Consider the following 23,085-nt stretch of genomic DNA (forward strand, 5'->3'; position numbering starts at 1 on the left):
CCGGTCACCTCGGGTTCCACCCTGGAGATCCGCGACCTGCACGTCACCGTCGCCGACAAGGAGATCCTGCGCGGCGTCGACCTGACCGTGCGCGCCGGTGAGACCCACGCCATCATGGGCCCCAACGGCTCGGGCAAGTCCACCCTCGCCTACGCGATCGCGGGCCACCCCAAGTACGCCGTCACCGGCGGCCAGGTCCTGCTCGACGGCACCGACCTGCTCGACCTGTCGGTCGACGAGCGCGCCCGCGCCGGCCTGTTCCTCGCCATGCAGTACCCGGTCGAGGTCCCCGGCGTCAGCGTCGCCAACTTCCTGCGCACCGCGGTGACCTCGACCAGCGGCGAGGCGCCCAAGCTCCGCCAGTTCGCCAAGGACCTCAAGGCCGGCATGGACGCCCTGTCCATCGACTCGGCCTTCGCCCAGCGCAACGTCAACGAGGGCTTCTCCGGCGGCGAGAAGAAGCGCCACGAGATCCTCCAGCTGGAGCTGCTCAAGCCGAAGATCGCCGTCCTCGACGAGACCGACTCCGGCCTCGACGTCGACGCGCTGCGCGTGGTCTCCGAGGGCATCAACCGCTTCCGCGCGGGCGGCGAGACCGGCGTGCTGCTCATCACCCACTACACCCGCATCCTGCGCTACGTGAAGCCGGACTTCGTCCACGTCTTCTCCGCCGGGCGGATCGTGGAGCAGGGCGGCCCCGAGCTCGCCGACAAGCTCGAGGCAGAGGGCTACGAGGCCTACACGAAGGCGACGGCCTGATGAACGACGGCCTTGACGTGGAGAGGATCAGGAAGGACTTCCCGGTCCTGTCCCGCGAGCTTCCCGGCGGCAGGCCGCTCGTCTACCTCGACTCCGGAAACTCCGCGCAGAAGCCCACCCAGGTGATCGAGGTGATGCGCGAGCACATGGCGATGCACTACAGCAACGTGGGCCGCGCCATGCACGTGCTGGGCGCGGAGTCCACCGAGGCGTACGAGGACGCGCGCGACAAGATCGCCGCGTTCGTCGGCGCGCCCGACCGCGACGAGGTGGTCTTCACCAAGAACGCCTCCGAGGCCATCAACCTGGTCGCGTACGCCTTCGGCAACCCGATCGGCGAGGACGTGCGCTTCCGGCTCGGCCCCGGCGACGAGATCGTCGTCTCGGAGATGGAGCACCACTCCAACATCGTGCCGTGGCAGATGCTCGCCCAGCGCACCGGCGCGACCCTGCGCTGGTTCTCCGTCACCGACGAGGGCCGACTGGACCTGTCGAACCTCGACGAGCTCGTCACCGAGCGCACGAAGATCGTCTCGATCGTGCACCAGTCGAACGTGCTCGGCACGGTCAACCCGGTCGCCCCGGTGCTGGCCAGGGTCCGCGAGGTCGGCGCGCTGATGATGCTGGACGCCTCCCAGTCCGTCCCCCACAAGGGGGTGGACGTGGCCGCCCTGGGCGTCGACTTCCTGGCCTTCACCGGCCACAAGGTCGTCGGCCCGTCCGGCATCGGCGTCCTGTGGGGCCGCGCCGAGCTGCTGGAGGCCATGCCCCCGTTCATGGGCGGCGGCGAGATGATCGAGGCGGTCTGGATGGACCGCTCGACCTACGCGCCCGCGCCGCACAAGTTCGAGGCGGGCACCCCGCCGATCGTCGAGGCCATCGGCCTCGGCGCCGCGGTGGACTACCTCACCGAGATCGGCATGGACGCCGTCGCCGGCCACGAGCGCGAGCTCACCGCCCACGCGCTCGGCGCGCTGGGGGAGGTCCCGGGCCTGCGGATCATCGGCCCGGCCGACCTGGAGAACCGGGGCGGCACCGTCTCGTTCACACTGGAGGGGATCCACCCGCACGACGTCGGGCAGATCCTCGACGACGAGTTCGGCGTGGCCGTGCGCGTGGGTCACCACTGCGCCCGCCCGCTCCACCTCAGGTTCGGGATCCCCGCCACCACGCGGGCGTCCTTCTACCTGTACAACACACCGGCCGAGATCGACGCGTTGGTCCGCGGCCTCCACCACGTGCGGAAGGTGTTCGCCTAGCCATGCCCGAGCAGTCGAGCCGGCGTACGGGCGGACGGCGGGGGCCCGGTGCCCTCCGCACGGCGTCCGGCGACGCGCGAGCGCACGGCGCAGCGAACGAGAAGGTGAGCACGACCCTATGATCGCCGAGTCCATGTACCAGGAGCTGATCCTGGAGCACTACAAGCACCCGCAGGGGAGGGGTCTGCGCGACCCCTACGACGCCGAGGTCCACCACGTGAACCCGACCTGCGGCGACGAGATCACCATGCGGGTGAGGCTGGGCGACGGCGGCAAGGTCGAGGACGTCTCCTACGACGGCCAGGGCTGCTCCATCAGCCAGGCCGCGGCCTCGGTGCTGCACGAGCTGGCCACCGGCTCGACCGTCGACGACACCCTCGGCGTGGTGGACGAGTTCACCCGGCTCATGCAGGGCAGGGGGAAGATCGAGGCGGACGAGGACGTTCTGGGTGACGCGGTCGCCTTCGCGGGCGTCGCCAAGTTCCCCGCCCGGGTGAAATGCGCGCTACTGGCCTGGATGGCCTACAAGGACGCGGTCGTGAGGAGCACGAAATGAGCAAGGCTGTTGAGACGCCGACCACGGCGCAGGACGAGAGCGTCGCCCATGACGAGGTCATGGAGGCGCTCAAGGACGTGGTGGACCCCGAACTCGGCATCAACGTCGTGGACCTGGGCCTGATCTACGGGTTGCACCTCGACCCCGCCGGTGAGGGCGCCGAGAACGGCGAGGGTGGCACGGGTGACGCCGTGCTGCCGGTCGTCACCATCGACATGACGCTGACCAGCGCGGCCTGCCCGCTGACCGACGTCATCGAGGACCAGGCGCACTCCGCCCTGGAGGGCATGGCCTCCGACGTGAAGATCAACTGGGTCTGGCTGCCGCCGTGGGGCCCGGACAAGATCACCGACGAGGGGCGCGAGCAGCTCCGCATGCTCGGGTTCAACGTCTGAGACGCCTTCCCGGCCTGGTGGGAGGCCGCGTCGAGGCCCGCGGGACCCCGGGGTCGCGGGACGCCCGGGGCAGGTGGGACGCGGGGGGAAGCGTGCCGGAGACGGCTCACGCGACCCCCCGGATTCGAGCTGTGCCGAATTGTGTGAGAGTATCTTCGAGGCCGGGAAGAAAAGCCCGGCCGGGAGTGTTGACTCCAACCGACGGACAAGCGGCCGGCTGATGCCGGACGCCCCGACCGAACTCGGCACTGCGAACGCCGGGTATGCTTGATCGTGGTTTGACTGCGTGCGGGTAAGCTAGACCCGCCCCGTGCGGTGCGCCTCGACTTGCACCGCACCACCGCCCCGATGTGGGTGTTCATCCAGTGCGGCCTCAGGCCGCGCGTTCCAGGCTCGTCCTTTCGCAGAAGTGACGTGCCCCGTTCTTCTATCGAAAGGCACGAGTCTTCGTGACCATGCTTGACTCCGTTCTGCCCGAGTTCACCGAGATCACCGACATCGTCCAGGCCCCCGCGGGCCCGTCCGAGTTCACCCTTCTCGGCCTGCCGAAGCCCCTGGTGACCGGCCTCTCCCGCGCGGGTATCGACAGCCCCTTCCCCATCCAGCGGGCCACGATCCCCGACATCCTCGCCGGGCACGACGTCCTCGGCCGCGGCCAGACCGGCTCGGGCAAGACGCTCGCCTTCGGCCTGCCCATGATGACCCGCATCGCCGGCGCCAAGGCCCGTCCGGGCCGCCCGCTGGCCATCGTCCTGGTGCCGACGCGCGAGCTCGCCATGCAGGTGACCGACGCCCTCGAGCCGCTCGGCCGTGGCCTGTCGCTGCGCATGAAGACCGTCGTCGGCGGCATGTCCATGGGCCGTCAGATCGAGGCGCTGCGCCGCGGCGTCGAGGTCGTCGTGGCCACCCCGGGCCGGCTGACCGACCTCATGCAGCAGGGTGAGTGCACGCTGGACGAGGTCCAGGTGACGATCCTGGACGAGGCCGACCACATGTGCGACCTGGGCTTCTTCCCGGTGGTCAGCGCGATCCTGCAGCAGACCCCGGCCGACAGCCAGCGCCTGCTGTTCTCCGCCACCCTGGACGGCGACGTCGACAAGCTCGTGCGCCGCTTCCTCACCGACCCGGTGACCCACTCCATGGCCCCGGCCATCTCCTCGGTCGACACCATGGAGCACCACGTCCTCGAGGTCCACCGCGACGACAAGTTCCCGGTGACCGCCGAGATCGCCGGCCGCGACGGCCGGACGATCATGTTCGTGCGCACCCAGCACGGCGTGGACCGGCTCTGCAAGCAGCTCGCCCAGGTCGGCATCCGTGCCGGTGGCCTGCACGGCGGCAAGCGCCAGAACCAGCGCACCCGCATCCTGTCCGAGTTCAAGGAAGGCGCGATCAACGTCCTGGTCTGCACGGACGTCGCGGCCCGCGGCATCCACGTCGACAACATCAGCCTCGTGCTGCACGTCGACCCGCCCCAGGACCACAAGAGCTACCTGCACCGCGGTGGCCGTACCGCCCGCGCCGGGGAGAAGGGCACCGTCATGACGCTGGTGCTCCCCAACGAGCGTCGCTCCACCGAGTCGATGACCCGTCGCGCCGGCATCAAGCCGTTCCGCATCAAGGCCACCCCGGGCCACCCGCGCCTGGAGGAGGTCGCCGGTGCGCGCACGCCCAGCGGCGAGGCGATCCCGGTCTGGGAGCCCTCGGCCCCGGCCGCCAAGCAGCGTCAGGGCCGTGGCGGCTACGGCAACGGTGGCGGCACCGGCGGTGCCCGTGGCCCGCGCCGCTTCCGCTCCGACCGTCCCGCCCACGGCGCCGAGGGCGGCCAGCCCCGCGAGCGTTCCTTCGGTGACGACCGTCCCGCCGCCGGTGGTGGGGGCGGCTACCGCTCCGAGCGTCCCGCCGGTGGCGGCGGTTACCGTACCGAGCGTCCGGCCGGTGGCGGTGGCTACCGCGGTGGCGAGCGGCGTGAGCCGTTCCGCGCCGACCGTCCGGCCCCGGCCGCCGGTGGCGGCTACCGTTCCGAGCGTCCCTCGGGCGAGCGCGAGCCCTTCCGCGGCGAGCGTCAGGGCGGCGGCTTCCGCGGCGGCGAGTTCCGCGCCGACGGCCGCGGCTCGGCCCCGCGCAGCGGTGGCAGCCGCTACGGCCGCTGACCGCTGATCCACCCCCGGAGTCCCTGAGGGCTCCGGTACGACCCTCGAAGGGCCGGTACGGCATCCGCCGTGCCGGCCCTTCGGCGTTCCGTCCCCGATGGGGGTGCCGGCCCTTCGTTCCCGGTCCCTTCGTTCCCGGTCCCTCGTTCCCGGTCCCTCGTTCCCGGTCCCTCGTTCCCGGTCCGGCGGGTGCGCGGGCTCAGGGGCCGGCCGGGGCCGGATCGTGCCGCGCCCGCCGTCCGGCGGTCACCCCGGCGCACCACGGTTTCTCCTCGCCGGAGGGCCGGATCACCACTCGTCGTCGTCGTTGTCGGCGTACCAGATGTTGGTGCACTGCCGGCCTCCGTCGTGCAGGAGGCAGATCCGAACGGCTCGGTGTGCCCCGTCGACCGACGGTGTCGAATAGGTTCCGTTCGAGCCGGCGGTGATCTCGCAGTAGTCCCAGGTACCCCGGGCCTCGACCTCGTGGGTGCGCAGCCAGTTGTGGTCGCTCCTGGGGCCGGTGACGGTGAAGTTCGAGCGGTCGATGCCCAGTACGTCGCCCTTGGTCATGTACACCTTGGCATAGGCGGCGGCGTTGGTCCTTCCGCTGTAGAGGCGGGCCGTCCTGCCGTGGAGCGTCGCAGGGTACTTGAGGTCACCGGTCGCACCGGGATTGTCGTACTTGACCTCCCCGTACCCTCCGGCGGGTGTGCCTCCGTGATGGCACTTCTTCTCGGCGTGCGCGGCCGTGGGAATGCCCACCGAGAGTCCGACGGCGAAGCCGGCACCGAGTACGACGGCCATGGTGGTGTTGGCGATCCGTCTGCGGTTCGTCCGACGATGCATGAATCATCCCCCTTTGTCGCCTCCGTGTGCCCGCTCTCGTATGAACGGGAACCGGAGGTGCTGAGCCAATGATGGGGGGAGAAAATTCGCATAACAAGAAAAAAATGATCTTAGGAGTGAATGGGATGGCCCGGGATGCCCTGGGAGATTTCATGCCGCCTGACCTGCCCGAACGCGCACCTCTGAGAAGCCGGCGGGACAGGATCCGTCGCCCCGGAACACGCCGTTCCGGGGACGGATGCTCATCCGGGCGGGTGGTGGCACCGCATCGAGGGGTGTCCTTCTCAGGGCGAGGCGACCTGTGGCCGGGCGCCCGGGCCGGGGAGCACGTCGACGTCGGTCGCGTGCATCGGCCGGTGACAGACCGAGCAGTGCGGCTCGACGTGACTGATCTCGCCGCAGGCGTGGTGCCGGTAGAGCGTCGGCGGGCCGGCCTCGCCCGCCGTCCAGCGGTCGCCCCAGCGCACCATCGTCAGCAGCAGGTCGCACAGCTCCATGCCCTTGGCGGTGAGCGTGTACTCGTGGCGCGGGGGGCGGCTGGAGTACTCGGTGCGCTCCAGGACGCCCTTCTCGACCAGCCACCTGAGCCGTTCGGCGAGCACCTTGCGCGAGATGCCCAGGCTCTGCTGGAGCCGCTCGAAGCGGGTGATGCCGACGTAGACGTTCCGCAGGATCAGCGGTGACCACGGCTCGCCGACGACGTCCAGCGTGCGGGCGATCGAGCAGGCCATGTCACCGAACGGGGTCCGCTGCATGAGGGCAGTCTAGGGGAGTGGGTTCCCTGAGGAGACCATTCGCTGCTACGGTCGGCCGAGTACATTCCCTGAAGAGACTGACAGGAGCAGCACATCATGAACCTCCCGGAGATCGTGTCGCAGGAGCGCTGGAAGGCCGAGCGGGACGCGTTGCTGGCGAAGGAGAAGGAGCACACCCGCGCGCTGGACGCGCTGGCCGCCGAGCGGCGCGGGATGCCGATGGTCCGGGTGGAGAAGGACTACGTGTTCCAGGGCCCGGACGGGCCGGCGAGCCTGCTCGACCTGTTCGACGGGCGGCGCCAGCTCGTCGTGTACAGCTTCATGTGGCACGGCGGCGAGGACTTCTGCCCGGGATGCTCGATGTTCACCGACAACATCGGCCACCTGGCCCACTTCCACGCGCGCGACACCTCGCTGGTGCTGGCCTCCCGGGGCCCGCTGGAGGAGATCACCCCCTTCAGGGAGCGGATGGGCTGGACCGTCCCGTGGTTCTCCTCGCTGGGCACCGGCTTCAACGACGACATGGACGCCGGGGACGGGTTCGCCCTGAACGTCTTCGTCCGCGACGACGGCGGCGCCGTGTACCGCACCTACGTCACCAGCGGACGCGGTGTCGAGCGGCTGGGCAGCGTCTGGACCTTCCTGGACCTGACCCCGCTCGGCCGGCAGGAGCTCTGGGAGGACTCGCCCGAGGGCAGGCCGCAGACCGAGCCCTACGCCTGGTGGCGCCTGCACGACGAGTACGGCGAGCGGGCCGGGCACGCCGGGCACGCCGCACACGAAGCCTGACCGCCACCGGCCGTCCGCGTGGTTCCATGACCGGTGTGACCGGTGTGACCGGTGTGACCGGTGTGACCGGTGTGACCGGTGTGACCGGTGTGACCGGTGTGACCGGCCGGGCGGCCGGGCGGCCGTCTCGCGTCACCCGTGCGCGGAGCCGTTCCTCCCTCCGGGCGGGGGAGCGGTGCTGCCCCGGGGGGTGAGGCGCGAGGCCCCGGCCTCGTACGGGCCGACGGCCTCGCCCAGGATCAGCGAGAGCAGGTGGCGGGCGGCCTGCGCGCCGTAGGCGGGGATGTCGCGGCTCAGCGCGGTGAGCGGGGGATGGACGACCCGGGAGAGCGGGGAGTCGTTCCAGGCGACGATCGACAGGTCGCCGGGTACGTCCAGCCGCAGCTCCCGGGCGGCCGACAGGCCGGCGACGGCCATGATGTCGTTGTCGTAGACGACGGCGGTGGGCCGGTCGGGGGAGCTGAGCAGGCGCCGGGTGGCGCGGGCGCCCTCCTCGCCGGTGTAGTCGGTGTGCACGGTCACGTGCTCGGCGAGGCCGTCGCACGACTCGGCGAAGGCGCGGTCGCGCAGCACCGTGTGGACCAGGTGCGGCAGGCCGGCGACCCTGGCGATCCTGCGGTGGCCCAGGGCCAGCAGGTAGCGCACGGTCTCGCGGACGGCGCGGGCGTCGTCGGACCAGACCGGCAGCAGCGAGCCCGCCCCCGAGGGGTGGCCGACCACCACGACCGGCAGGCCCAGCGCCTCGAACGCCGGGACGCGCAGGTCGTCCACGTTCAGGTCGACGAGGATGGCGCCGTCGACGCGGCCCTCGCCCCACCAGCGGCGGTAGACCGCGATCTCCTGGTCGTGGTCGGTGACCACCTGCAGCATGAGCGCGTACGAGCGGCCGGCCAGCTCGCCCTCGATGCCGCTGATGAGCTCCATGAAGAACGGCTCCACGCCGAGCGTGCGGGCGGGGCGGCACACGGCCAGGCCGACCGTGTGGGCGTGCGCGCCGTTCAGGGCGCGGGCCGCGCTGCTGGGACGCCAGCCGATCTCCTCGGCGATCGCCAGGATCCTGGCCCGGGTGCTCTCCGACACCCCGGGCTGCCCGTTCAGGGCGTAGGACACCGCTCCCTTGGACACCCCGGCCTGCCGGGCGACGTCCGCGATCGTCGGTCTTCTCATGGTCCCCCCGTCGATGAGTGGGGCGATTCTAGCTGAACCGGTCCAGTGTTCTATTGACAGGGCCGACACATGGACTTTACGGTCTCGATACTTATCCGGTTCAGCAAGCGCATGCGGTCGCGTCTAGTCGGTTGGGAGCGCTCCCATGCTGGAGAGGAGAACTGTCCGATGCGGATTCGACGAAGGTTCGCGGTGCTCGGGACGACGGCCTGCCTGGCCGCCGCCGGATGCAGCGGAGGTTCCACCACGCCGTCCGCCCCCTCCGGGGCGCCCCCGGCCTCGGGCGCCGCCGGAGCCCCCTCGGCCCCGGCCGGCGGGGGCGGGGCGGACGCCGCGTTCCCCCGCAACGAGACCCTCTACACCAGCGGCACCCAGTGGGGACCCCCCGCCAACTGGAACCCGCTGCGCACCTGGGACTCGGCCACCGGCACCAAGGGACTCGTCTACGAGACCCTGTTCCTGTACGACCCCCAGACCGACGTCTTCACCCCCTGGCTGGCCGAGAGCGGCACCTGGACCGGCGACAAGACCTACGAGCTCACGCTCAGGCAGGGCGTGACCTGGGCCGACGGCAAGCCGTTCACCGCCGACGACGTGGTCTTCACCGTCGAGCTCGGCAAGATGAAGACCGTCCCCTACGCCAACCTGTGGGGCTGGCTGGAGAAGGCCGAGGCGGTCGACCCGAACACCGTCAGGTTCACCTTCTCCAAGGCCAACCACCAGCAGTGGGCCAACTGGGTCTACAACAACGCGATCGTCCCCAAGCACATCTGGGAGAGCCGCTCCGAGGAAGACGTCATGAACGGCGTCAATGAGAAGCCGGTCGGCACCGGTCCGTACAGCTACCACAGCCACGACCAGGACCGCATGGCCTGGGTCAAGCGGGAAGGCTGGTGGGCCACCAAGGCATTGGGCAAGGACGTCAAGCCGAAGTACGTCGTCGACGTCGTCAACTCCAGCAACGAGGTGGCGATGGGCCTGCTGCTGCAGAAGGGCCTCGACCTCAGCAACAACTTCCTGCCCGGCGTGGCCAACCTCGTCAAGGGCAACTTCGGCATCCAGACGTACTATCCCGAACCGCCGTACATGCTCTCGGCCAACACCGCGTTCCTCGTCCCCAACACCACGAAGAAGCCGCTGGACGACCCGGCCTTCCGCAAGGCCATCGCCAACGCCATCGACACCAAGAAGATCGTCGAGGGCGTCTACGGCAACCTCGTCAAGGCCTCCAGCCCCACCGGGCTGCTGCCGCAGTGGGACAAGTACGTCGACAAGGCCGTGGTGAGCGAGAAGGGCTTCTCCTTCGACACCGCCAAGGCCAAGAAGCTGCTGGCCGACGCCGGGTACAAGGACGGCGACGGCGACGGGCTGGTGGAGAACAAGGACGGCTCCAAGGCGTCCCTGAAGCTCATCGTCCCGGCCGGGTGGACCGACTGGATGGAGGCGAGCCGCGTCATCGCCGAGGGCGCCAAGGCGGCCGGGATCGACCTCGTCGCCGAGTTCCCCGACTACAACGCGCTCGTCGACCAGCGCACCTCGGGCAAGTTCGACCTGCTGCTCAACAACGAGCGGCAGCTGTCCAACACCCCCTGGATGTACTACGACTACATCTTCCAGCTGCCGGTGAACAAGCAGCAGAACACCGTCAACTTCGGGCGGTACGAGAACAAGAAGGTCTGGGACCTCGTCCAGGAGCTCGACGGCAAGAAGGTCGACGACGTCGAGGGCATGAAGGAGGTCGCCTCCCGGATCCAGAGCATCCAGCTCGACGAGCTGCCGGTGATCCCCCTCTGGTACAACGGCCTGTGGGCCCAGACCAGCACCTCGGTCTGGACGAACTGGCCCTCCTCGGCCGCCGGAACCCCCAAGAGCCCGCCGACCCTGTGGCGCAACTGGCTGGAGCTGGGCGGCGTGCTCACGCTGACCGAGCTCAAGCCCGCCGGAGGCTGACGCCGCGATCCTCGCCCCTCCCCGCGCCCGGCGCGGGGAGGGGCCCATCTCGCCGATTCGGGAGGATCGCGTGCGACGTTACTTCGGCCGGAAACTGCTCGTCTACGGCCTGACCTTCCTGGTGGCCGTCACCGTCAACTGGATGATCCCGCGCTTCATGCCGGGCGACCCGGTGCAGAGCATGCTGTCGCGGGCCAACGTGTCCCAGCCGGCCGCGGTGGAGGCGATGCGCGCCCACTACACCGCGCTGTTCGGGCTCGACCTGCCCCTGTGGCAGCAGTACCTCAACTTCTGGGCCGCGCTGTTCCGGGGCGACCTGGGGATCAGCATCTGGGTGTTCCCCACCCCGGTGACCGACCTCATCGTGCGGGCGGTGCCGTACACGCTGGCGCTGCTCATCCCCTCGATCCTGCTGAGCTGGTGGGCGGGCAACCGGTTCGGCGCCTTCGCGGCCCGGCGCAAGTGGCTCGACAACACCGCCCTGCCGATCGGGTACGTGCTGACCGCCACCCCGTACATGTGGCTGGCCATCCTGCTGGCCTGGGGGCTGGGCGTGGTGGCCGGGATCTTCCCCGTCTCGGGCGGCTACAGCTTCGCGATGCGTCCCAACTGGTCGTGGGAGTTCGTCGGCAACCTGGCGCTGCACTGGTTCCTGCCGTTCGCCTCGCTGTTCCTGGTCGCGTTCGGCGGCTGGGCCATCGGCATGCGCAACATGATCATCTACGAGCTGGAGGCGGACTACTCCACCTACCTGGCCTCGCTCGGCGCGCCGCGCAGGCTCATCCGCCGCTACGCGTTCAGGAACGCGGTGCTGCCGCAGATCACCGGCCTGGCCCTGCAACTGGGCGTGCTGGTGGCCGGGGCGCTGGTCACCGAGATCGTCTTCTCCTACCCGGGCCTCGGCCTCCTGATCCTCAAGGCGATCCAGAACCAGGACTTCTTCCTGCTCCAGGGCGCCTTCCTGTTCATCGTCATGGGCGTGCTGATCGCCAACTTCGTCATCGACATCGTCTACGTCCTGGTCGACCCGCGCACCAGGACCGGCATGGGAGGGGAGGCGACGTGACGGCCGTTCCCGCACGACGGCGCGAGGGCCTGTACTTCGCGATCCGCAACGGCAAGCTGCTGGCCGGCCTGGCCGTGCTGGTCCCGCTGCTGCTCCTGGCCGCCGCGGCCCCGCTGATCGGCGGCCAGGACCCGAACGCCTACGTCGCCGCCCCGGCCTCGGGGCCCACGGCGCAGAACTGGTTCGGCACCACCATGTTCGGCCAGGACGTCTTCTCCCAGTTCGTCTACGGACTGCGCTCCACCTTCGTCGTGGGGGCGCTCGGCGGCGGGCTGGCCGCGATCATCGGCATGGCCGTCGGCTTCACCGCCGGGTACCGGGGCGGCCTCGTCGACGAGGTGCTGAACATGATCACCAACATCGTCCTGGTGCTGCCCGCCCTGGCGGTGCTGCTGATCGTCAACGCCTACCTCGGCGTGCGCAGCGTCGGCGTGCAGGCGCTGTTCATCGGCCTGACCTCCTGGCCGTGGGCGGCCAGGGCCATCAGGGCCCAGACCTTCTCGCTGCGCTCGCGCGACTTCGTGGACCTGGCAAAGCTCAGCGGGGTGCGCACCTGGAAGATCATCGCTCGCGAGATCGCGCCGAACATGAACTCGTACCTCTTCATGACCTTCATCCTGCTGTTCGGCGGGTCGATCCTGATCGCGGCCTCGCTCGACTTCATCGGGCTCGGGCCCAGCCAGGGCATCTCGCTCGGCCTGATGCTCAACAACGCGGCCCGCTGGAGCGCCCTGCACCTGGGGATGTGGTGGTGGTTCATCCCGCCCGGCGCCGGGATCACCGCGATCGTCGGCGCCCTGTACGTGATGAACGTCGGCCTGGACGAGGTCTTCAACCCCCGCCTGCGGGAGCTGTAGTGAAGGAGAAGAGGGCATGACCCTGAGCGTTCGCGACCTGAGGGTCCACTACAGGACCCTGCGCGGTGAGGTGAGGGCCCTCGACGGCGTCGGTTTCGACGTCGCCGACGGCGAGATCCTCGGCCTGGCGGGCGAGTCCGGCTGCGGCAAGACCACCCTGGGCAAGAGCCTGATCAGGATGGACGGCCGGATGCGGCTGGCCGGGGGCACCGCCGAGCTGGACGGCGAGGAGCTGCCGCTCGGCGACGACCGCCGGATGAACCGCTTCCGCTTCGGCAGGGTGTCGCTCATCCCGCAGTACTCGATGAGCGCGATGAACCCCACCCGGAAGATCGGGAAGATGGTCGGCGAGCTGCTCGCCTCCCGGGGCGAGAGGCTGGACCTGGCCGAGCTGGAACGCCGCCTGGACCTGGTCGAGCTCCCGCGCGACGTGCTCGGTCGCTACCCGATCGAGCTGTCGGGCGGGATGAAGCAGCGGATGGTGATGGTCATCTCCACCCTGCTCGACCCGTCCCTGCTGATCGCCGACGAGATCACCTCCGCGCTCGACGTGTCGACGCAGAAGGCCGTGGCCAGGACGCTGGTGGAGTTCCGCGACCGCGGCTTCGTCCGCAGCATGATCTTCATCACCCACGACATCTCGCTGACCTACCAGATCGCCGACACGATCATGGTCATGTACGCCGGGAAGCTGGCCGAGAAGGCCCCGGCGGGCGTGATCGTCACCGAGCCGCGCCACCCGTACACCCGGATGCTCATCTCCTCGCTGCCCGAGGTCGGCGTCCGGCACGCCGAGCGCAGGCTGTCGGGCATCCCCGGCAGGCCGCCCTCGCTGCTGGACCCGCCCGCGGGCTGCCGGTTCCGGGACCGCTGCCCGCTGGCCTTCGAGCGCTGCGCCGAGGAGCCCCCGCCGATCGAGGTCGCCCCCGGCCACCACGTCGCCTGCTGGAAGGCCTGACATGCCCGCGCCACGCAGAGGGACCGCACGGTGCGCCACAACGAGCACGCCGAGCACGCCGAGCCCGTACGCGCCCGCAGGAGTGAGACGATGCTGAGCCTCGAAGGGGTCACCAAGACCTACCGGGTCGGTGCCTTCGGCACCTCCACCCTCACCGCCGTCGACGACGTGAGCCTCGACCTGGCGCCGGGGGAGGTGGTCTCCCTCATCGGCGAGAGCGGCAGCGGCAAGACGACCCTGGGCAAGATGGTCCTCGGGCTGCTCCCCCCGACCCGGGGGAGGATCACCCTCGACGGCGAGCGGGCCAGGCCGGGGAAGGCGTACTACCGGCACGTGCAGGGCGTCTTCCAGGACCCGTTCAGCTGCTACAACCCGGTCTTCAAGGCCGACCGGGTGCTCACGATGATCAGGGGCGAGTACTTCCCCGGCGTCGCCGACTCCGAGTGGCAGGGCAGGATCGAGACCTCGCTCAAGGACGTCGGCCTCGACCCCGGCCAGATCCTGGGCCGCTACCCGCACCAGCTCAGCGGCGGCCAGCTGCAGCGCCTGCTGATCGCCAGGGCGCTGCTGCTCGACCTGCGGTACCTGGTCGCCGACGAGATCACCAGCATGCTGGACGCCTCCACCAGGATCGACGTCCTCAACCTGCTCGCCGACCTCAAGGCGCGCGGGCTCGGCGTGCTGTTCGTCACCCACGACCTGTCGCTGGGCAACTACATCAGCGAGCGGGCCGTGGTGCTGTACCGGGGGCAGGTGGTCGAGTCCGGCTCGACCTCGGCCGTCTTCGGCAACCCCCTGCACCCGTACACGACCAGGCTGCTGTCGTCGGTGCCCAGGCTGACCGCCCGGTGGGGCGGCGGCGAGGACGACGGGCCCGGGGAGGTCCCCGGGCCGGACGGCCACGAAGGGTCCTCCACGCTCGTGGAGGCCGAGCCCGGTCATCTCGTCCGGCGCGCCGTCACCGGCACCACATCGCTGAGGAGCGCGAGTTGAGCACCGAACCGAGCACCGGGCCGAGGGCGCTGCACGACGGGTGGACCCTCCGGCAGGTGGACGGGGACATCTCCGGCGTCCCGGCCACGGTGCCCGGGTGCGTGCACACCGACCTGCTGGCCGCCGGGATCGTCGACGACCCCTACCTGGACGACAACGAGAACCGCCTGACCTGGATCGGCCGCTCCACCTGGGAGTACGCGACGGTCTTCGACTGGCACGACGACGGGCACGAGCGCGCCGACCTGGTCTGCGAGGGCCTGGACACCGTCGCCACGGTCGAGCTCAACGGCGTGCGGGTCGCCTCCACCGCCAACCAGCACCGCTCCTACCGCCTGCCCGTGCGCGAGCTGCTGCGCGAGGGCGAGAACACGCTGCGGGTGCGTTTCGCCTCCCCGGTGGCCTACGCCGAGGCGCGCCGGGCCGAGCTGGGCGAGCGGCCCGGCGCGTACGAGGCGCCGTACCAGTTCATCCGCAAGATGGCCTGCAACTTCGGCTGGGACTGGGGCCCGGCGGTGGTCACCTCCGGCATCTGGCGGCCGATCGGGCTGCACTCCTGGAGCGGGACCCGGCTGGCCGGGGTCCGCCCGCTGGTGCGCACCGACGGGCCCGACGGCCTCGTCGAGGTGCACGTCACCCTGGAGCACTCCGGCGGGCCCTCGGGGTCCGCGGCGTCCGGGGGGCCCGGGGGGGTCGGGGGGTCTGCGGCGTCCGGGGAGACGCCGGTGACCGTGACGGCCTCGGTCGCGGGCGTCCGGTGCGCGGTACGGACGGCCCCCGGCGAGCGCGAGGCCGTCCTGACGCTGCGGGTGCCCGGCGCGGAACGCTGGTGGCCACGCGGGTACGGCGCCCAGCACCGCCACGAGCTGACGGTGAGCCTCGCCGACGAGCCGTCCGAGCCGTCCGAGCCGTCGGTGCCGTCGGTGCCGTCGGTGCCGTCGGTGCCGTCGATGCTGTCGGGGGCGTCCGAACCGTCCGGGGCGTCCGGGAGGGGCGAGCCGTCAGGGGAGCGGTGGACGGGCCTGATCGGGTTCCGCGACGTCCGGCTCGACCGGGCCGACGACGCCTTCACCATCGTGGTCAACGACGTGCCCGTGTTCGTACGCGGCGTCAACTGGATCCCCGACGACTGCTTCCCGGCCAGGATCACCCGCGAGCGGCTGGCCGAACGCTTCGGCCAGGCCGTCGGGGCGAACGTCAACCTGCTGCGGGTCTGGGGCGGCGGCCTCTACGAGAGCGAGGACTTCTACGACCTGGCCGACGAGCTCGGCCTGCTCGTCTGGCAGGACTTCCCGTTCGCCTGCGCCGCCTACCCGGAGGAGGAGCCCTTCGCCTCCGAGGTCGAGGCCGAGGCGCGCGAGAACGTCGCCCGCCTGGCCCGGCGTCCCTCGCTGGCGCTGTGGTGCGGCAACAACGAGGTCCTGGAGGGCCACGCCGACTGGGGCTGGCGCGACGGCCTCGGCGAGCGCACCTGGGGGGCGGGCTTCTTCCACGAGCTGCTTCCGGCGGTCGTCGCCGAGCTGGACCCCACCCGTCCCTACTGGCCGGGCAGTCCCTACTCCGGGAGTCCCGACCTGCCCCCCAACGACCCGGCGCGCGGGACCCTGCACATCTGGGACGTGTGGAACCGCGAGGACTACACCCGCTACGGCGAGTACCGGCCCCGCTTCGTCGCCGAGTTCGGCTTCCAGGGGCCGCCGGTCCACGCCACGCTGCGCGCCGCCGTCAGCGGCGAGCTGGCCGCCGACGCGCCCCTGGTGCTGCACCACCAGAAGGCGCACGAGGGCAACGCCAAGCTGCTGCGCGGCCTGGGCGACCACCTGCCCGCACCGCGTACCTACGACGACTGGCACTACCTGACCCAGCTCAACCAGGCCAGGGCGGTCGTCCACGGCATCGAGCGCTTCCGCGCGCAGGCCCCGCACTGCGCGGGCACGATCGTCTGGCAGCTCAACGACTGCTGGCCGGTCACCTCCTGGTCGGCCGTCGACGGCGCCGGACGGCGCAAACCCCTGTGGTACGCGCTGCGCCGCGTCTACGACGACCGCCTGCTGGTCGTCGCCGACGGCGCGGTGGCCGTGGTCAACGACGGCCCGCGGGCGTGGGCGGGCGAGCTGGAGCTGCTCCGGCTCACCCTGGACGGCGAGCCGCTGGCCAAGGAGACGGCCGCCGTCGAGGTGGCGCCCCGCTCGGTGACCGTCGTCGCGCTGCCCGGCTCGATCGCCGTCCCGGGGGATCCCGCGGCCGAACTGCTCGTGGCCAGGCTCGGCGACCGGCGCACCGTCTCCTTCTTCGCCGAGGACCCGCGGGTGGCGTTCCCGCGCGCCGCCCACCGCGCCGAGGTGACCGCGGTGGCCGGTGGCCTGGACGTCACCGTCACCGCCGAGACCGTCCTGCGCGAGCTGGCCCTGTTCCCCGACCGCCTCGACCCGGCGGCCTCGGTCGACGACATGCTGCTGACCCTTCTGCCCGGCGAGAGCGTCACCTTCCACGTCGCCACCGGCAGGGAGCTCGACCCGGCCGCGCTCGTCACCCGCCCGGTCCTGCGCTGCGTCAACGACTGAGCCGTCCGGGCACCTGATCACCGGCAGACTCGTCCGGGCGCCGCCCGGCGCGGCCCGGTCGCCGGGCGGATCGCGTCCCGGAGCATGGACCCGTACACGCGAAGGCCGGTCGGCCCGTTAGGCTTGACGCGCACATCCGACGACGCCGAGAGAGATCATGAAGACCTTCGAAGAGCTGTACGCCGAGCTGTCCGACAAGGCGCGCACCCGGCCCGAGGGCTCGGGCACCGTGGCCGCGCTGGACGCCGGGGTCCATGCCATCGGCAAGAAGGTCGTGGAGGAGGCCGCCGAGAGCTGGATGGCGGCCGAGTACGAGTCGAACGAGCGGACGGCCGAGGAGATCTCCCAGCTCCTCTACCACGTGCAGGTCCTCATGATCGCCAAGGGGATCGGGCTGGACGAGGTCTACACGCATCTGTGAGCCGGTGCGCCCGGCTCCCGGTCTCGCAGATCCCGTCCACACCTAAGGAAACCCGCCATGCTCCGTCTCGCCGTACCCAACAAGGGGGCCCTCACCGAGGGTGCCCAGACGATCCTCAAGGAAGCCGGATACCGGGCCCGCAAGGACAGCAAGGAGCTCGTGGTCGTCGACCCGGAGAACTCCTGCGAGCTGTTCTTCCTGCGTCCCAAGGACATCGCCGTCTACGTCGGCGAGGGCACCCTGGACGCCGGGATCACCGGCCGTGACATGCTGCACGACTCCGGGGCCCAGGTCGAGGAGCTCATCCCGCTCGGCTTCGGCCGCTCCACCTTCCGCTTCGCCGCCAACCCCGGCGACTTCGACACCGTCGCCGACCTCAAGGGCAGGCGCGTCGCCACCGCGTACGCGGGGCTGCTGGAGTCCTACCTCGCCGAGCGGGGCGTCGAGGCGCGGGTGATCAAGCTGGACGGCGCGGTCGAGACCGCCATCCGGCTGGGCGTGGCCGATGCCGTGGCCGACGTCGTGGAGACCGGCACCACGCTGCGCAACATCGGCCTGGAGGTCTTCGGCGAGCCGATCGCGCACTCCGAGGGAGTGCTGATCAAGCAGGTCGGCGGGGTCGAGGCGCCGGGTCTGCGCCAGCTCATCCGCCGCCTGCAGGGCGTGCTGATGGCGCGCGACTACGTGATGATGGACTACGACATCCGCGCCGAGCGGATCGAGGAGGCCATCGCCCTCACCCCCGGCATGGAGGGACCGACGGTCTCGCCGCTGCACCGGGAGGGCTGGGTCGCGGTCCGCGCGATGGTGCCGCGCAAGGGGCACCAGCAGGTCATGGACCAGCTCTGGGAGATCGGCGCCAAGGCCATCCTGGTGACCGCCATCTTCGCCTGCCGCATCTGACCCGCCGCTCTGACCCGCCGCTCCGACCCGCCGCTCTGACCCGCCGCTCCGACCCGCCGCTCTGACCCGCCGCTCCGACCCGTCGCCGGGCCCCGGCCTGCCCGCCGCGCCCGAGGTCCTCGCCGTCCCCGGTGTCCGCAGTGTCCACAGTGTTCCCGCCGTCCTGGCCGTCCTGGCCGTCCCCGACGCCCCCGTCGTCCCCGGCGCGTCTGACAAATGTCACCGCCGAACCCGGAGGAGTGGCACTGCGACCCGGCGCCCGGCGCTCCTAGCGTTGGGGCATGAACGCGATCACCTTCACCGACGTGAGCAAGAGCTACGGGAACGTGCTCGCCGTCGACACCCTCGACCTCACCGTCGAGGCGGGGCGGACCGTCGCCCTGCTCGGCCCCAACGGGGCGGGGAAGTCGACCACTGTCGGCATGCTGCTCGGCCTGACCCGTCCCACCCGCGGCCGGGTGGAGGTCCTGGGCGGCTCCCCCGACGAGGCCGTCGCCCGCGGCGACATCGGGGCCATGCCGCAGACCGGTGACCTCATCCCCGAGCTCACGGTCCGCGAGACGGTCGACTTCGTCCGGCGGCTCTACCCCGAGCCGCTCGGCCTCGACGAGGTCCTGGAGATGGCCGACCTCACCGGCCTGGCGCGCCGCCGCGCCGACGGACTGTCCGGCGGGCAGGCGCAGCGGGTCAGGTTCGCCCTGGCCGTCGCCGGTGCGCCCAGGCTGCTGGTGCTGGACGAGCCGACCGCGGCCATGGACGTGGAGTCGCGGCTGCGGTTCTGGGAGAGCATGCGCGCCTACGCCGCCGGGGGCCGCACGGTCCTGTTCGCCACGCACTACATGGAGGAGGCCGACGAGAACTCCGACCGGGTCGTCGTCATCGCCAGGGGCCGGATCGTGGCCGACGGCACCGCGGACCAGATCAAGGCGGGCAACGGCGGGCACGTCGTTCGGTTCGCCCTCGGCGGGCAGGCCGTCGCCGGCCTCGACGCCCTGCCCGGGGTCGTGGCGGTGGAGGTCGCCGACGGCGCCGCGCTGCTGCGCACCACCGACCCCGACGCCACCGTGGCGGCCCTGTACCGCGGCACCTTCCTGGAGATCCGCGACCTCAGGATCACCGGCGCCGACCTCGAAGAAGCCTTCCTCGCCCTCACCCGGGAGCCGTGATGCCGAACCACATCAGGATCGAAGTCTTGAGGATGCTGCGCAACAAGCGCTACGCCATCTTCGTGATCGGCTTCCCCGTGGTGTTCTACCTGGTCTTCTCCAGCGTCTGGGGTGACGGGATCAGCTCCGGCGGGGCGAAGGCCTCCGCGGTCCTCATGGTCTCCATGGGCGCGTACGGGGCGATCGCGGCCGCCATGATGAGCACCGCCGTGCCGTGGGCGCAGGAACGGCGGTCCGGCTGGCTCCGCCAGTTGCGCACCACCCCGCTGCCCGGCTGGTCGATCATCGTCACCAAGCTGGTCACCTCGATGCTGCTGGTGCTGCCGTCCCTGCTGCTGGTCTGCCTGGCCGCGGTGCTCGTCCAGGGCGTCCGGCTCTCGCCGGGGGAGTGGCTGTCGCTGATCCCGATCCTGTGGATCGGCGCCGTGCCGTTCGCCGCGCTCGGCCTGACCATCGGCTCGCTGCTGCCCGGGGACACCGCCCAGTCGGCCGCGATGGTCGGCGTCTTCGGGCTGGCGCTCCTGGGAGGTCTGTGGTTCCCTGTGGAGATCATGCCCGAGGCCATGAGGAACGTCGCCCAGGTGCTGCCCTCCTTCTCCTACGCCGACATCGGCTGGCACATCGTCGCGGGGAGCGCGCCGCCGGTGTCGGAGGTGGCGACGGTCGCGGTCTGGGCCGTGGCGCTCTGCGTCGTCGCGGTGCTCGCCTACCGCCGGGCCCTCGCCCGCGCATGACGATCCTGTCCGGGCTCACCTTCGGCGGTACGGACTCGCCTCCGTCCCGCCGCAGGCGGCTGGCGGGGATCTCCATCGGCCTCGTCTACCTGTGCTTCCCGGTGCTGGAGATCGTCACCGGCGAGGTGAGCGGCGTCAGGGCCGTGTGGGGCGGCCTGGGGCTGGCCGCCTTCGTCGCCTGCTACGTCGCGACCGTGCTCAGCCCGGCCGACTTCGGCGAGCCGACCCGCCTGACGTACGGGCTCCTGGGGGTGACCACGCTCCTGGGGGTCGGCCTGGCGGCGGCCTTCGGGGGCGGCTGGACGACCCTGCCGATCTACATGACCGTGGTCTACAGCATGGCGCTGAGTCCTGGGCCGTCGGCGGTGGGCGTCGCCGCGATGGCCGTCGCCGTCCTGCTGATCGGCCTGCTGAAGGAGCACGACCTCGGCACCACCCTGGTGCTCTTCTTCCAGGTCGTCACGCTCGGCGTGCTGTTCATGGGCATGCGCAACACCAGGATGCTGGTGATGCGGCTCCGCCGGGCGCAGGAGGAGGTGGCGCGGCTGGCGGCGAGCGAGGAGCGGCTGCGCATCGCCAGGGACCTGCACGACCTGCTCGGCCACAGCCTGTCGCTGATCGTCCTGAAGAGCGAGCTGGCCGGGCGGCTGGCCGAGGACGGCTCGGAACGGGCCGTGGCGGAGATCCGCGACATCGAGTCGGTCGCCAGGCAGGCGCTGGTCGAGGTGCGCGACGCCGTCACCGGCTACCGGCAGCGCGGCCTGGCGGGCGAGCTGGACGGCGCCCGCGCCGCCCTGGAGGGGGCGGGGACGAAGGTGACGATCCGGCTCGCCGGCACCCCGCTGCCCGGCGCGCTGGAGGAACTGCTCGGCTGGGCGGTGCGCGAGGGCGTCACCAACGTCATCCGGCACGCGCGGGCGACGCGGTGCGAGATCGAGGTGACCCTCGACGAGAGGGCCGCCACCCTGGAGATCGTCGACGACGGGCGGGGCGCCGACCCCTACGGGCCGGGCAACGGGCTGACCGGCCTCACCGAGCGGATACGGGTGGCGGGCGGCACGGTGTCCGCCGGTCCGCGCGCGCCCGGTTTCGCCCTGAGGGTGGTGGTCCCGCGTGGCTGACCCCGGGCAGGGACGAGCGGACGCGCCCGGCGCGGCGGGCGCGGTGATCCGGGTGCTGCTGGTGGAGGACCAGGCGATGGTACGGGGCGCGCTGGCCTCGCTGCTCGGCCTGGAGCCCGACATCGAGGTGGTGGGGGAGGCGGCCTCGGGGGAGGAGGCGCTCGCCGTGGCGCTGGAGATCCGGCCCGACATCGCGCTCCTCGACGTCGAGATGCCCGGCGGGGACGGCATCACCGCCGGGGCGCGGATCCGCGCCGCGCTGCCCGCGTGCCGGGTCATGATCCTGACCACCTTCGGGCGTCCCGGCTACCTGCGCAGGGCGATGGAGGCGGGCGCGATGGCCTTCCTGGTCAAGGACAGCCCGGCTCGCGAGCTGGCCGCCGCCGTACGGCGGGTCCGCGGCGGCGAGCGCGTCATCGACCCGGGCCTGGCGGCCGCCGCGCTCAGCGCCGGCCCCAACCCGCTGTCGTCCCGCGAGCGCGACGTCCTGGCCGCCGCCGAGGGCGGCTCCAGCATCGCCGACATCGCCGGCCGCCTGCACCTGTCGGAGGGCACGGTCCGCAACTACCTGTCCTCGGCCATCCAGAAGACGCACGCCCGCAACCGCACCGAGGCCGCCGAGCGCGCCCGTACCCAGGGCTGGCTCTGACCTGAACCCCGCGCGGCGCCGGAAGGACTTCGGGCAGGGGGAGACCCGGGGGCGCGCTCCGCCCGGAGCCCCGCGCGGCGTCAGGAGGACCGAGGGCCACGGCCTCCTCGGCCTCGGACACCCGGGACCGGCTCTTACCGGATCCCCGCGCGGCGTCAGGAGGAGAGGGCCGCGGCCTCCTCGGCCTCGATCTGCTCGTTCCACTCGCGCTTGGAGGAACGCCAGGCCTCGTCGTCGCGGCCCAGGCGCCAGTAGCCCGAGATGGACAGGCTCGACAGCGGGATGCCGCGCTCGGTGCGCAGGTGACGCCTGAGCTCGCGGACGACGCCCGCCTCGCCGTGGACGAAGGCGTGCACGGCGCCCTCGGGGAAGTCGAGCTCGCGGACCGCCTTGACCAGCACCTCGCCGTACGGGGCGTCTCCCCGGTGCAGCCAGACGATCCTCACGTCGCCGGGGGAGTCGAGCCGCTGCTCCTCCTCGGGTCCTTCGACCTCGACGAAGGCCCAGGCCGGCGCCCCGGCGGGCAGGTGCTCCAGGGCGACGGCGATGGCGGGCAGCGCGCTCTCGTCACCGGCGAGCAGGTGCCAGCCGGCCTCGGGGTCGGGGCTGTAGGCGCCGCCGGGGCCGAAGAAGTGCAGCTCGTCGCCGGGCCGGGCCCGGTCGGCCCACGGGCCGGCGAGGCCGCTGTCGCCGTGGTGGACGAAGTCGATCGTCAGCTCACCCGCCTCGGCGTCCCAGCGGCGCACGGTGTAGGTGCGGGTGGTGGGCCACTGCTCGCGGGGCAGGTCGCGGCGGACGGCCTCCATGTCGAACGGCCGCGGGTAGCTCACCCCGGCCGGGGGGAACAGCAGTTTCACGTAGTGGTCGGCGTACTCGTCGGCGCTGAAACCGGCGAGGCCCTCACCGCCGAGCACCACCCGGATCATGTGGGGGGTGAGCCGTTCGGTGCGCAGGACCCGGCCGGTCGTCACCTTCCGCGCGGGGCGCGCTTCCTTGCCGTCTGCCATGTGGTCACTCCCGGGGGTATGAGTTAGGTAAGCCT

General features: G+C 71.4%; 22 protein-coding genes. 18 read left to right on the top strand and 4 right to left on the bottom strand.

Translation table 11 applies throughout. The features are described from left to right. Nucleotides 1-21 precede the first annotated feature (21 nt). From sufC to ACLQ2R_RS15140, 5 genes are all read left to right on the top strand, one after another. A complete protein-coding gene (gene sufC, locus ACLQ2R_RS15120) occupies nt 22-759 on the top strand; it encodes a Fe-S cluster assembly ATPase SufC (protein ID WP_425960463.1) in 738 nt (245 codons plus the stop codon). Next, a complete protein-coding gene (locus tag ACLQ2R_RS15125) occupies nt 759-2,018 on the top strand; it encodes a cysteine desulfurase (protein ID WP_425960121.1) in 1,260 nt (419 codons plus the stop codon). Before sufC ends, ACLQ2R_RS15125 begins: the two co-directional genes overlap by 1 nt. Before the next feature lie 118 nt (nt 2,019-2,136). After that, complete coding sequence (gene sufU, locus ACLQ2R_RS15130) at nt 2,137-2,574, top strand: Fe-S cluster assembly sulfur transfer protein SufU (RefSeq protein ID WP_425960122.1); 438 nt, start codon at nt 2,137-2,139, stop codon at nt 2,572-2,574. Further along, the gene (locus ACLQ2R_RS15135) at nt 2,571-2,969 is read left to right on the top strand and encodes a metal-sulfur cluster assembly factor (protein ID WP_425960123.1); all 399 of its coding nucleotides are present in this window, start codon (nt 2,571-2,573) and stop codon (nt 2,967-2,969) included. The genes sufU and ACLQ2R_RS15135 overlap by 4 nt, the downstream gene beginning before the upstream one ends. A gap of 455 nt (nt 2,970-3,424) precedes the next feature. Then, complete coding sequence (locus ACLQ2R_RS15140) at nt 3,425-5,122, top strand: DEAD/DEAH box helicase (protein WP_425960124.1); 1,698 nt, start codon at nt 3,425-3,427, stop codon at nt 5,120-5,122. 288 nt (nt 5,123-5,410) lie between these two features. Here the strand turns inward: ACLQ2R_RS15140 and ACLQ2R_RS15145 are convergent, their stop codons facing one another. Together ACLQ2R_RS15145 and ACLQ2R_RS15150 are read right to left on the bottom strand one after the other, a co-directional pair. Next, nucleotides 5,411-5,950, bottom strand: coding sequence for a hypothetical protein (locus ACLQ2R_RS15145; RefSeq protein WP_425960125.1), 540 nt, complete (start codon nt 5,948-5,950; stop codon nt 5,411-5,413). 284 nt (nt 5,951-6,234) lie between these two features. Further along, entirely contained in the window at nt 6,235-6,705 is a 471-nt protein-coding gene (locus ACLQ2R_RS15150) for a winged helix-turn-helix transcriptional regulator (RefSeq protein ID WP_425960126.1), read from the bottom strand. Nucleotides 6,706-6,801: 96 nt separating this feature from the next. Here ACLQ2R_RS15150 and ACLQ2R_RS15155 point away from each other — a divergent pair, with 96 nt between their 5' ends. Beyond that, on the top strand, nt 6,802-7,494 hold the full coding sequence (locus ACLQ2R_RS15155; protein ID WP_425960127.1) for a DUF899 domain-containing protein: 693 nt from the start codon (nt 6,802-6,804) through the stop codon (nt 7,492-7,494). Between the two features lie 132 nt (nt 7,495-7,626). Here the strand turns inward: ACLQ2R_RS15155 and ACLQ2R_RS15160 are convergent, their stop codons facing one another. After that, nucleotides 7,627-8,661, bottom strand: a complete 1,035-nt coding sequence (locus ACLQ2R_RS15160; RefSeq protein WP_425960128.1) for a LacI family DNA-binding transcriptional regulator — start codon at nt 8,659-8,661, stop codon at nt 7,627-7,629. 168 nt (nt 8,662-8,829) lie between these two features. Between ACLQ2R_RS15160 and ACLQ2R_RS15165 the strand changes: the two genes are divergently transcribed. The 12 genes from ACLQ2R_RS15165 (at nt 8,830) to ACLQ2R_RS15220 (ending at nt 22,043) form a co-directional block, all read left to right on the top strand. Beyond that, nucleotides 8,830-10,611 (top strand): ABC transporter substrate-binding protein, encoded by a 1,782-nt coding sequence (locus ACLQ2R_RS15165; protein ID WP_425960129.1) that lies wholly within the window; start codon nt 8,830-8,832, stop codon nt 10,609-10,611. Between the two features lie 70 nt (nt 10,612-10,681). Beyond that, nucleotides 10,682-11,677, top strand: a complete 996-nt coding sequence (locus ACLQ2R_RS15170; RefSeq protein WP_425960130.1) for an ABC transporter permease — start codon at nt 10,682-10,684, stop codon at nt 11,675-11,677. After that, nucleotides 11,674-12,534, top strand: coding sequence for an ABC transporter permease (locus tag ACLQ2R_RS15175; protein ID WP_425960131.1), 861 nt, complete (start codon nt 11,674-11,676; stop codon nt 12,532-12,534). Before ACLQ2R_RS15170 ends, ACLQ2R_RS15175 begins: the two co-directional genes overlap by 4 nt. A gap of 16 nt (nt 12,535-12,550) precedes the next feature. Further along, entirely contained in the window at nt 12,551-13,492 is a 942-nt protein-coding gene (locus ACLQ2R_RS15180; protein ID WP_425960132.1) for an ABC transporter ATP-binding protein, read from the top strand. A gap of 90 nt (nt 13,493-13,582) precedes the next feature. Next, on the top strand, nt 13,583-14,485 hold the full coding sequence (locus ACLQ2R_RS15185) for an ABC transporter ATP-binding protein (RefSeq protein WP_425960465.1): 903 nt from the start codon (nt 13,583-13,585) through the stop codon (nt 14,483-14,485). After that, the gene (locus tag ACLQ2R_RS15190) at nt 14,482-17,049 is read left to right on the top strand and encodes a glycoside hydrolase family 2 protein (RefSeq protein WP_425960133.1); all 2,568 of its coding nucleotides are present in this window, start codon (nt 14,482-14,484) and stop codon (nt 17,047-17,049) included. The genes ACLQ2R_RS15185 and ACLQ2R_RS15190 overlap by 4 nt, the downstream gene beginning before the upstream one ends. Nucleotides 17,050-17,206: 157 nt before the next feature. Further along, a complete protein-coding gene (locus tag ACLQ2R_RS15195; RefSeq protein ID WP_386244253.1) occupies nt 17,207-17,470 on the top strand; it encodes a phosphoribosyl-ATP diphosphatase in 264 nt (87 codons plus the stop codon). A gap of 57 nt (nt 17,471-17,527) precedes the next feature. Further along, on the top strand, nt 17,528-18,373 hold the full coding sequence (gene hisG, locus ACLQ2R_RS15200; protein WP_425960134.1) for an ATP phosphoribosyltransferase: 846 nt from the start codon (nt 17,528-17,530) through the stop codon (nt 18,371-18,373). A 281-nt stretch (nt 18,374-18,654) separates the two neighbouring features. Beyond that, nucleotides 18,655-19,539: an ABC transporter ATP-binding protein gene (locus ACLQ2R_RS15205; RefSeq protein ID WP_425960135.1), complete on the top strand. Its 885-nt coding sequence runs from the start codon at nt 18,655-18,657 to the stop codon at nt 19,537-19,539. Continuing rightward, nucleotides 19,539-20,273 (top strand): ABC transporter permease, encoded by a 735-nt coding sequence (locus tag ACLQ2R_RS15210; protein ID WP_425960136.1) that lies wholly within the window; start codon nt 19,539-19,541, stop codon nt 20,271-20,273. The genes ACLQ2R_RS15205 and ACLQ2R_RS15210 overlap by 1 nt, the downstream gene beginning before the upstream one ends. Then, a complete protein-coding gene (locus tag ACLQ2R_RS15215; RefSeq protein ID WP_425960137.1) occupies nt 20,270-21,394 on the top strand; it encodes a sensor histidine kinase in 1,125 nt (374 codons plus the stop codon). Before ACLQ2R_RS15210 ends, ACLQ2R_RS15215 begins: the two co-directional genes overlap by 4 nt. Nucleotides 21,395-21,437: 43 nt before the next feature. Further along, nucleotides 21,438-22,043, top strand: a complete 606-nt coding sequence (locus ACLQ2R_RS15220; protein WP_425960466.1) for a response regulator transcription factor — start codon at nt 21,438-21,440, stop codon at nt 22,041-22,043. Nucleotides 22,044-22,198: 155 nt separating this feature from the next. On the opposite strand, the gene ACLQ2R_RS15225 is transcribed toward ACLQ2R_RS15220, so the two are convergent. Next, nucleotides 22,199-23,050, bottom strand: a complete 852-nt coding sequence (locus ACLQ2R_RS15225; RefSeq protein WP_425960138.1) for a siderophore-interacting protein — start codon at nt 23,048-23,050, stop codon at nt 22,199-22,201. Nucleotides 23,051-23,085: the final 35 nt, after the last annotated feature.

This window comes from Streptosporangium sp. DT93 (genome assembly GCF_049844535.1).
GTDB lineage: Bacteria > Actinomycetota > Actinomycetes > Streptosporangiales > Streptosporangiaceae > Streptosporangium.

Bases quoted from the DNA above. Each gene is read 5' to 3' on its own strand.
- ACLQ2R_RS15215 (WP_425960137.1), top strand. From the start codon at position 20,270: ATGACGATCCTGTCCGGGCTCACCTTCGGCGGTACGGACTCGCCTCCG.
- ACLQ2R_RS15225 (WP_425960138.1), bottom strand. From the start codon at position 23,050: ATGGCAGACGGCAAGGAAGCGCGCCCCGCGCGGAAGGTGACGACCGGC.
- ACLQ2R_RS15145 (WP_425960125.1), bottom strand. From the start codon at position 5,950: ATGCATCGTCGGACGAACCGCAGACGGATCGCCAACACCACCATGGCC.
- ACLQ2R_RS15210 (WP_425960136.1), top strand. From the start codon at position 19,539: ATGCCGAACCACATCAGGATCGAAGTCTTGAGGATGCTGCGCAACAAG.
- ACLQ2R_RS15205 (WP_425960135.1), top strand. From the start codon at position 18,655: ATGAACGCGATCACCTTCACCGACGTGAGCAAGAGCTACGGGAACGTG.
- sufU (WP_425960122.1), top strand. From the start codon at position 2,137: ATGATCGCCGAGTCCATGTACCAGGAGCTGATCCTGGAGCACTACAAG.
- ACLQ2R_RS15165 (WP_425960129.1), top strand. From the start codon at position 8,830: ATGCGGATTCGACGAAGGTTCGCGGTGCTCGGGACGACGGCCTGCCTG.
- ACLQ2R_RS15155 (WP_425960127.1), top strand. From the start codon at position 6,802: ATGAACCTCCCGGAGATCGTGTCGCAGGAGCGCTGGAAGGCCGAGCGG.
- ACLQ2R_RS15185 (WP_425960465.1), top strand. From the start codon at position 13,583: ATGCTGAGCCTCGAAGGGGTCACCAAGACCTACCGGGTCGGTGCCTTC.
- hisG (WP_425960134.1), top strand. From the start codon at position 17,528: ATGCTCCGTCTCGCCGTACCCAACAAGGGGGCCCTCACCGAGGGTGCC.
- ACLQ2R_RS15140 (WP_425960124.1), top strand. From the start codon at position 3,425: ATGCTTGACTCCGTTCTGCCCGAGTTCACCGAGATCACCGACATCGTC.
- ACLQ2R_RS15180 (WP_425960132.1), top strand. From the start codon at position 12,551: ATGACCCTGAGCGTTCGCGACCTGAGGGTCCACTACAGGACCCTGCGC.
- ACLQ2R_RS15150 (WP_425960126.1), bottom strand. From the start codon at position 6,705: ATGCAGCGGACCCCGTTCGGTGACATGGCCTGCTCGATCGCCCGCACG.
- ACLQ2R_RS15160 (WP_425960128.1), bottom strand. From the start codon at position 8,661: ATGAGAAGACCGACGATCGCGGACGTCGCCCGGCAGGCCGGGGTGTCC.
- ACLQ2R_RS15135 (WP_425960123.1), top strand. From the start codon at position 2,571: ATGAGCAAGGCTGTTGAGACGCCGACCACGGCGCAGGACGAGAGCGTC.
- ACLQ2R_RS15195 (WP_386244253.1), top strand. From the start codon at position 17,207: ATGAAGACCTTCGAAGAGCTGTACGCCGAGCTGTCCGACAAGGCGCGC.
- ACLQ2R_RS15125 (WP_425960121.1), top strand. From the start codon at position 759: ATGAACGACGGCCTTGACGTGGAGAGGATCAGGAAGGACTTCCCGGTC.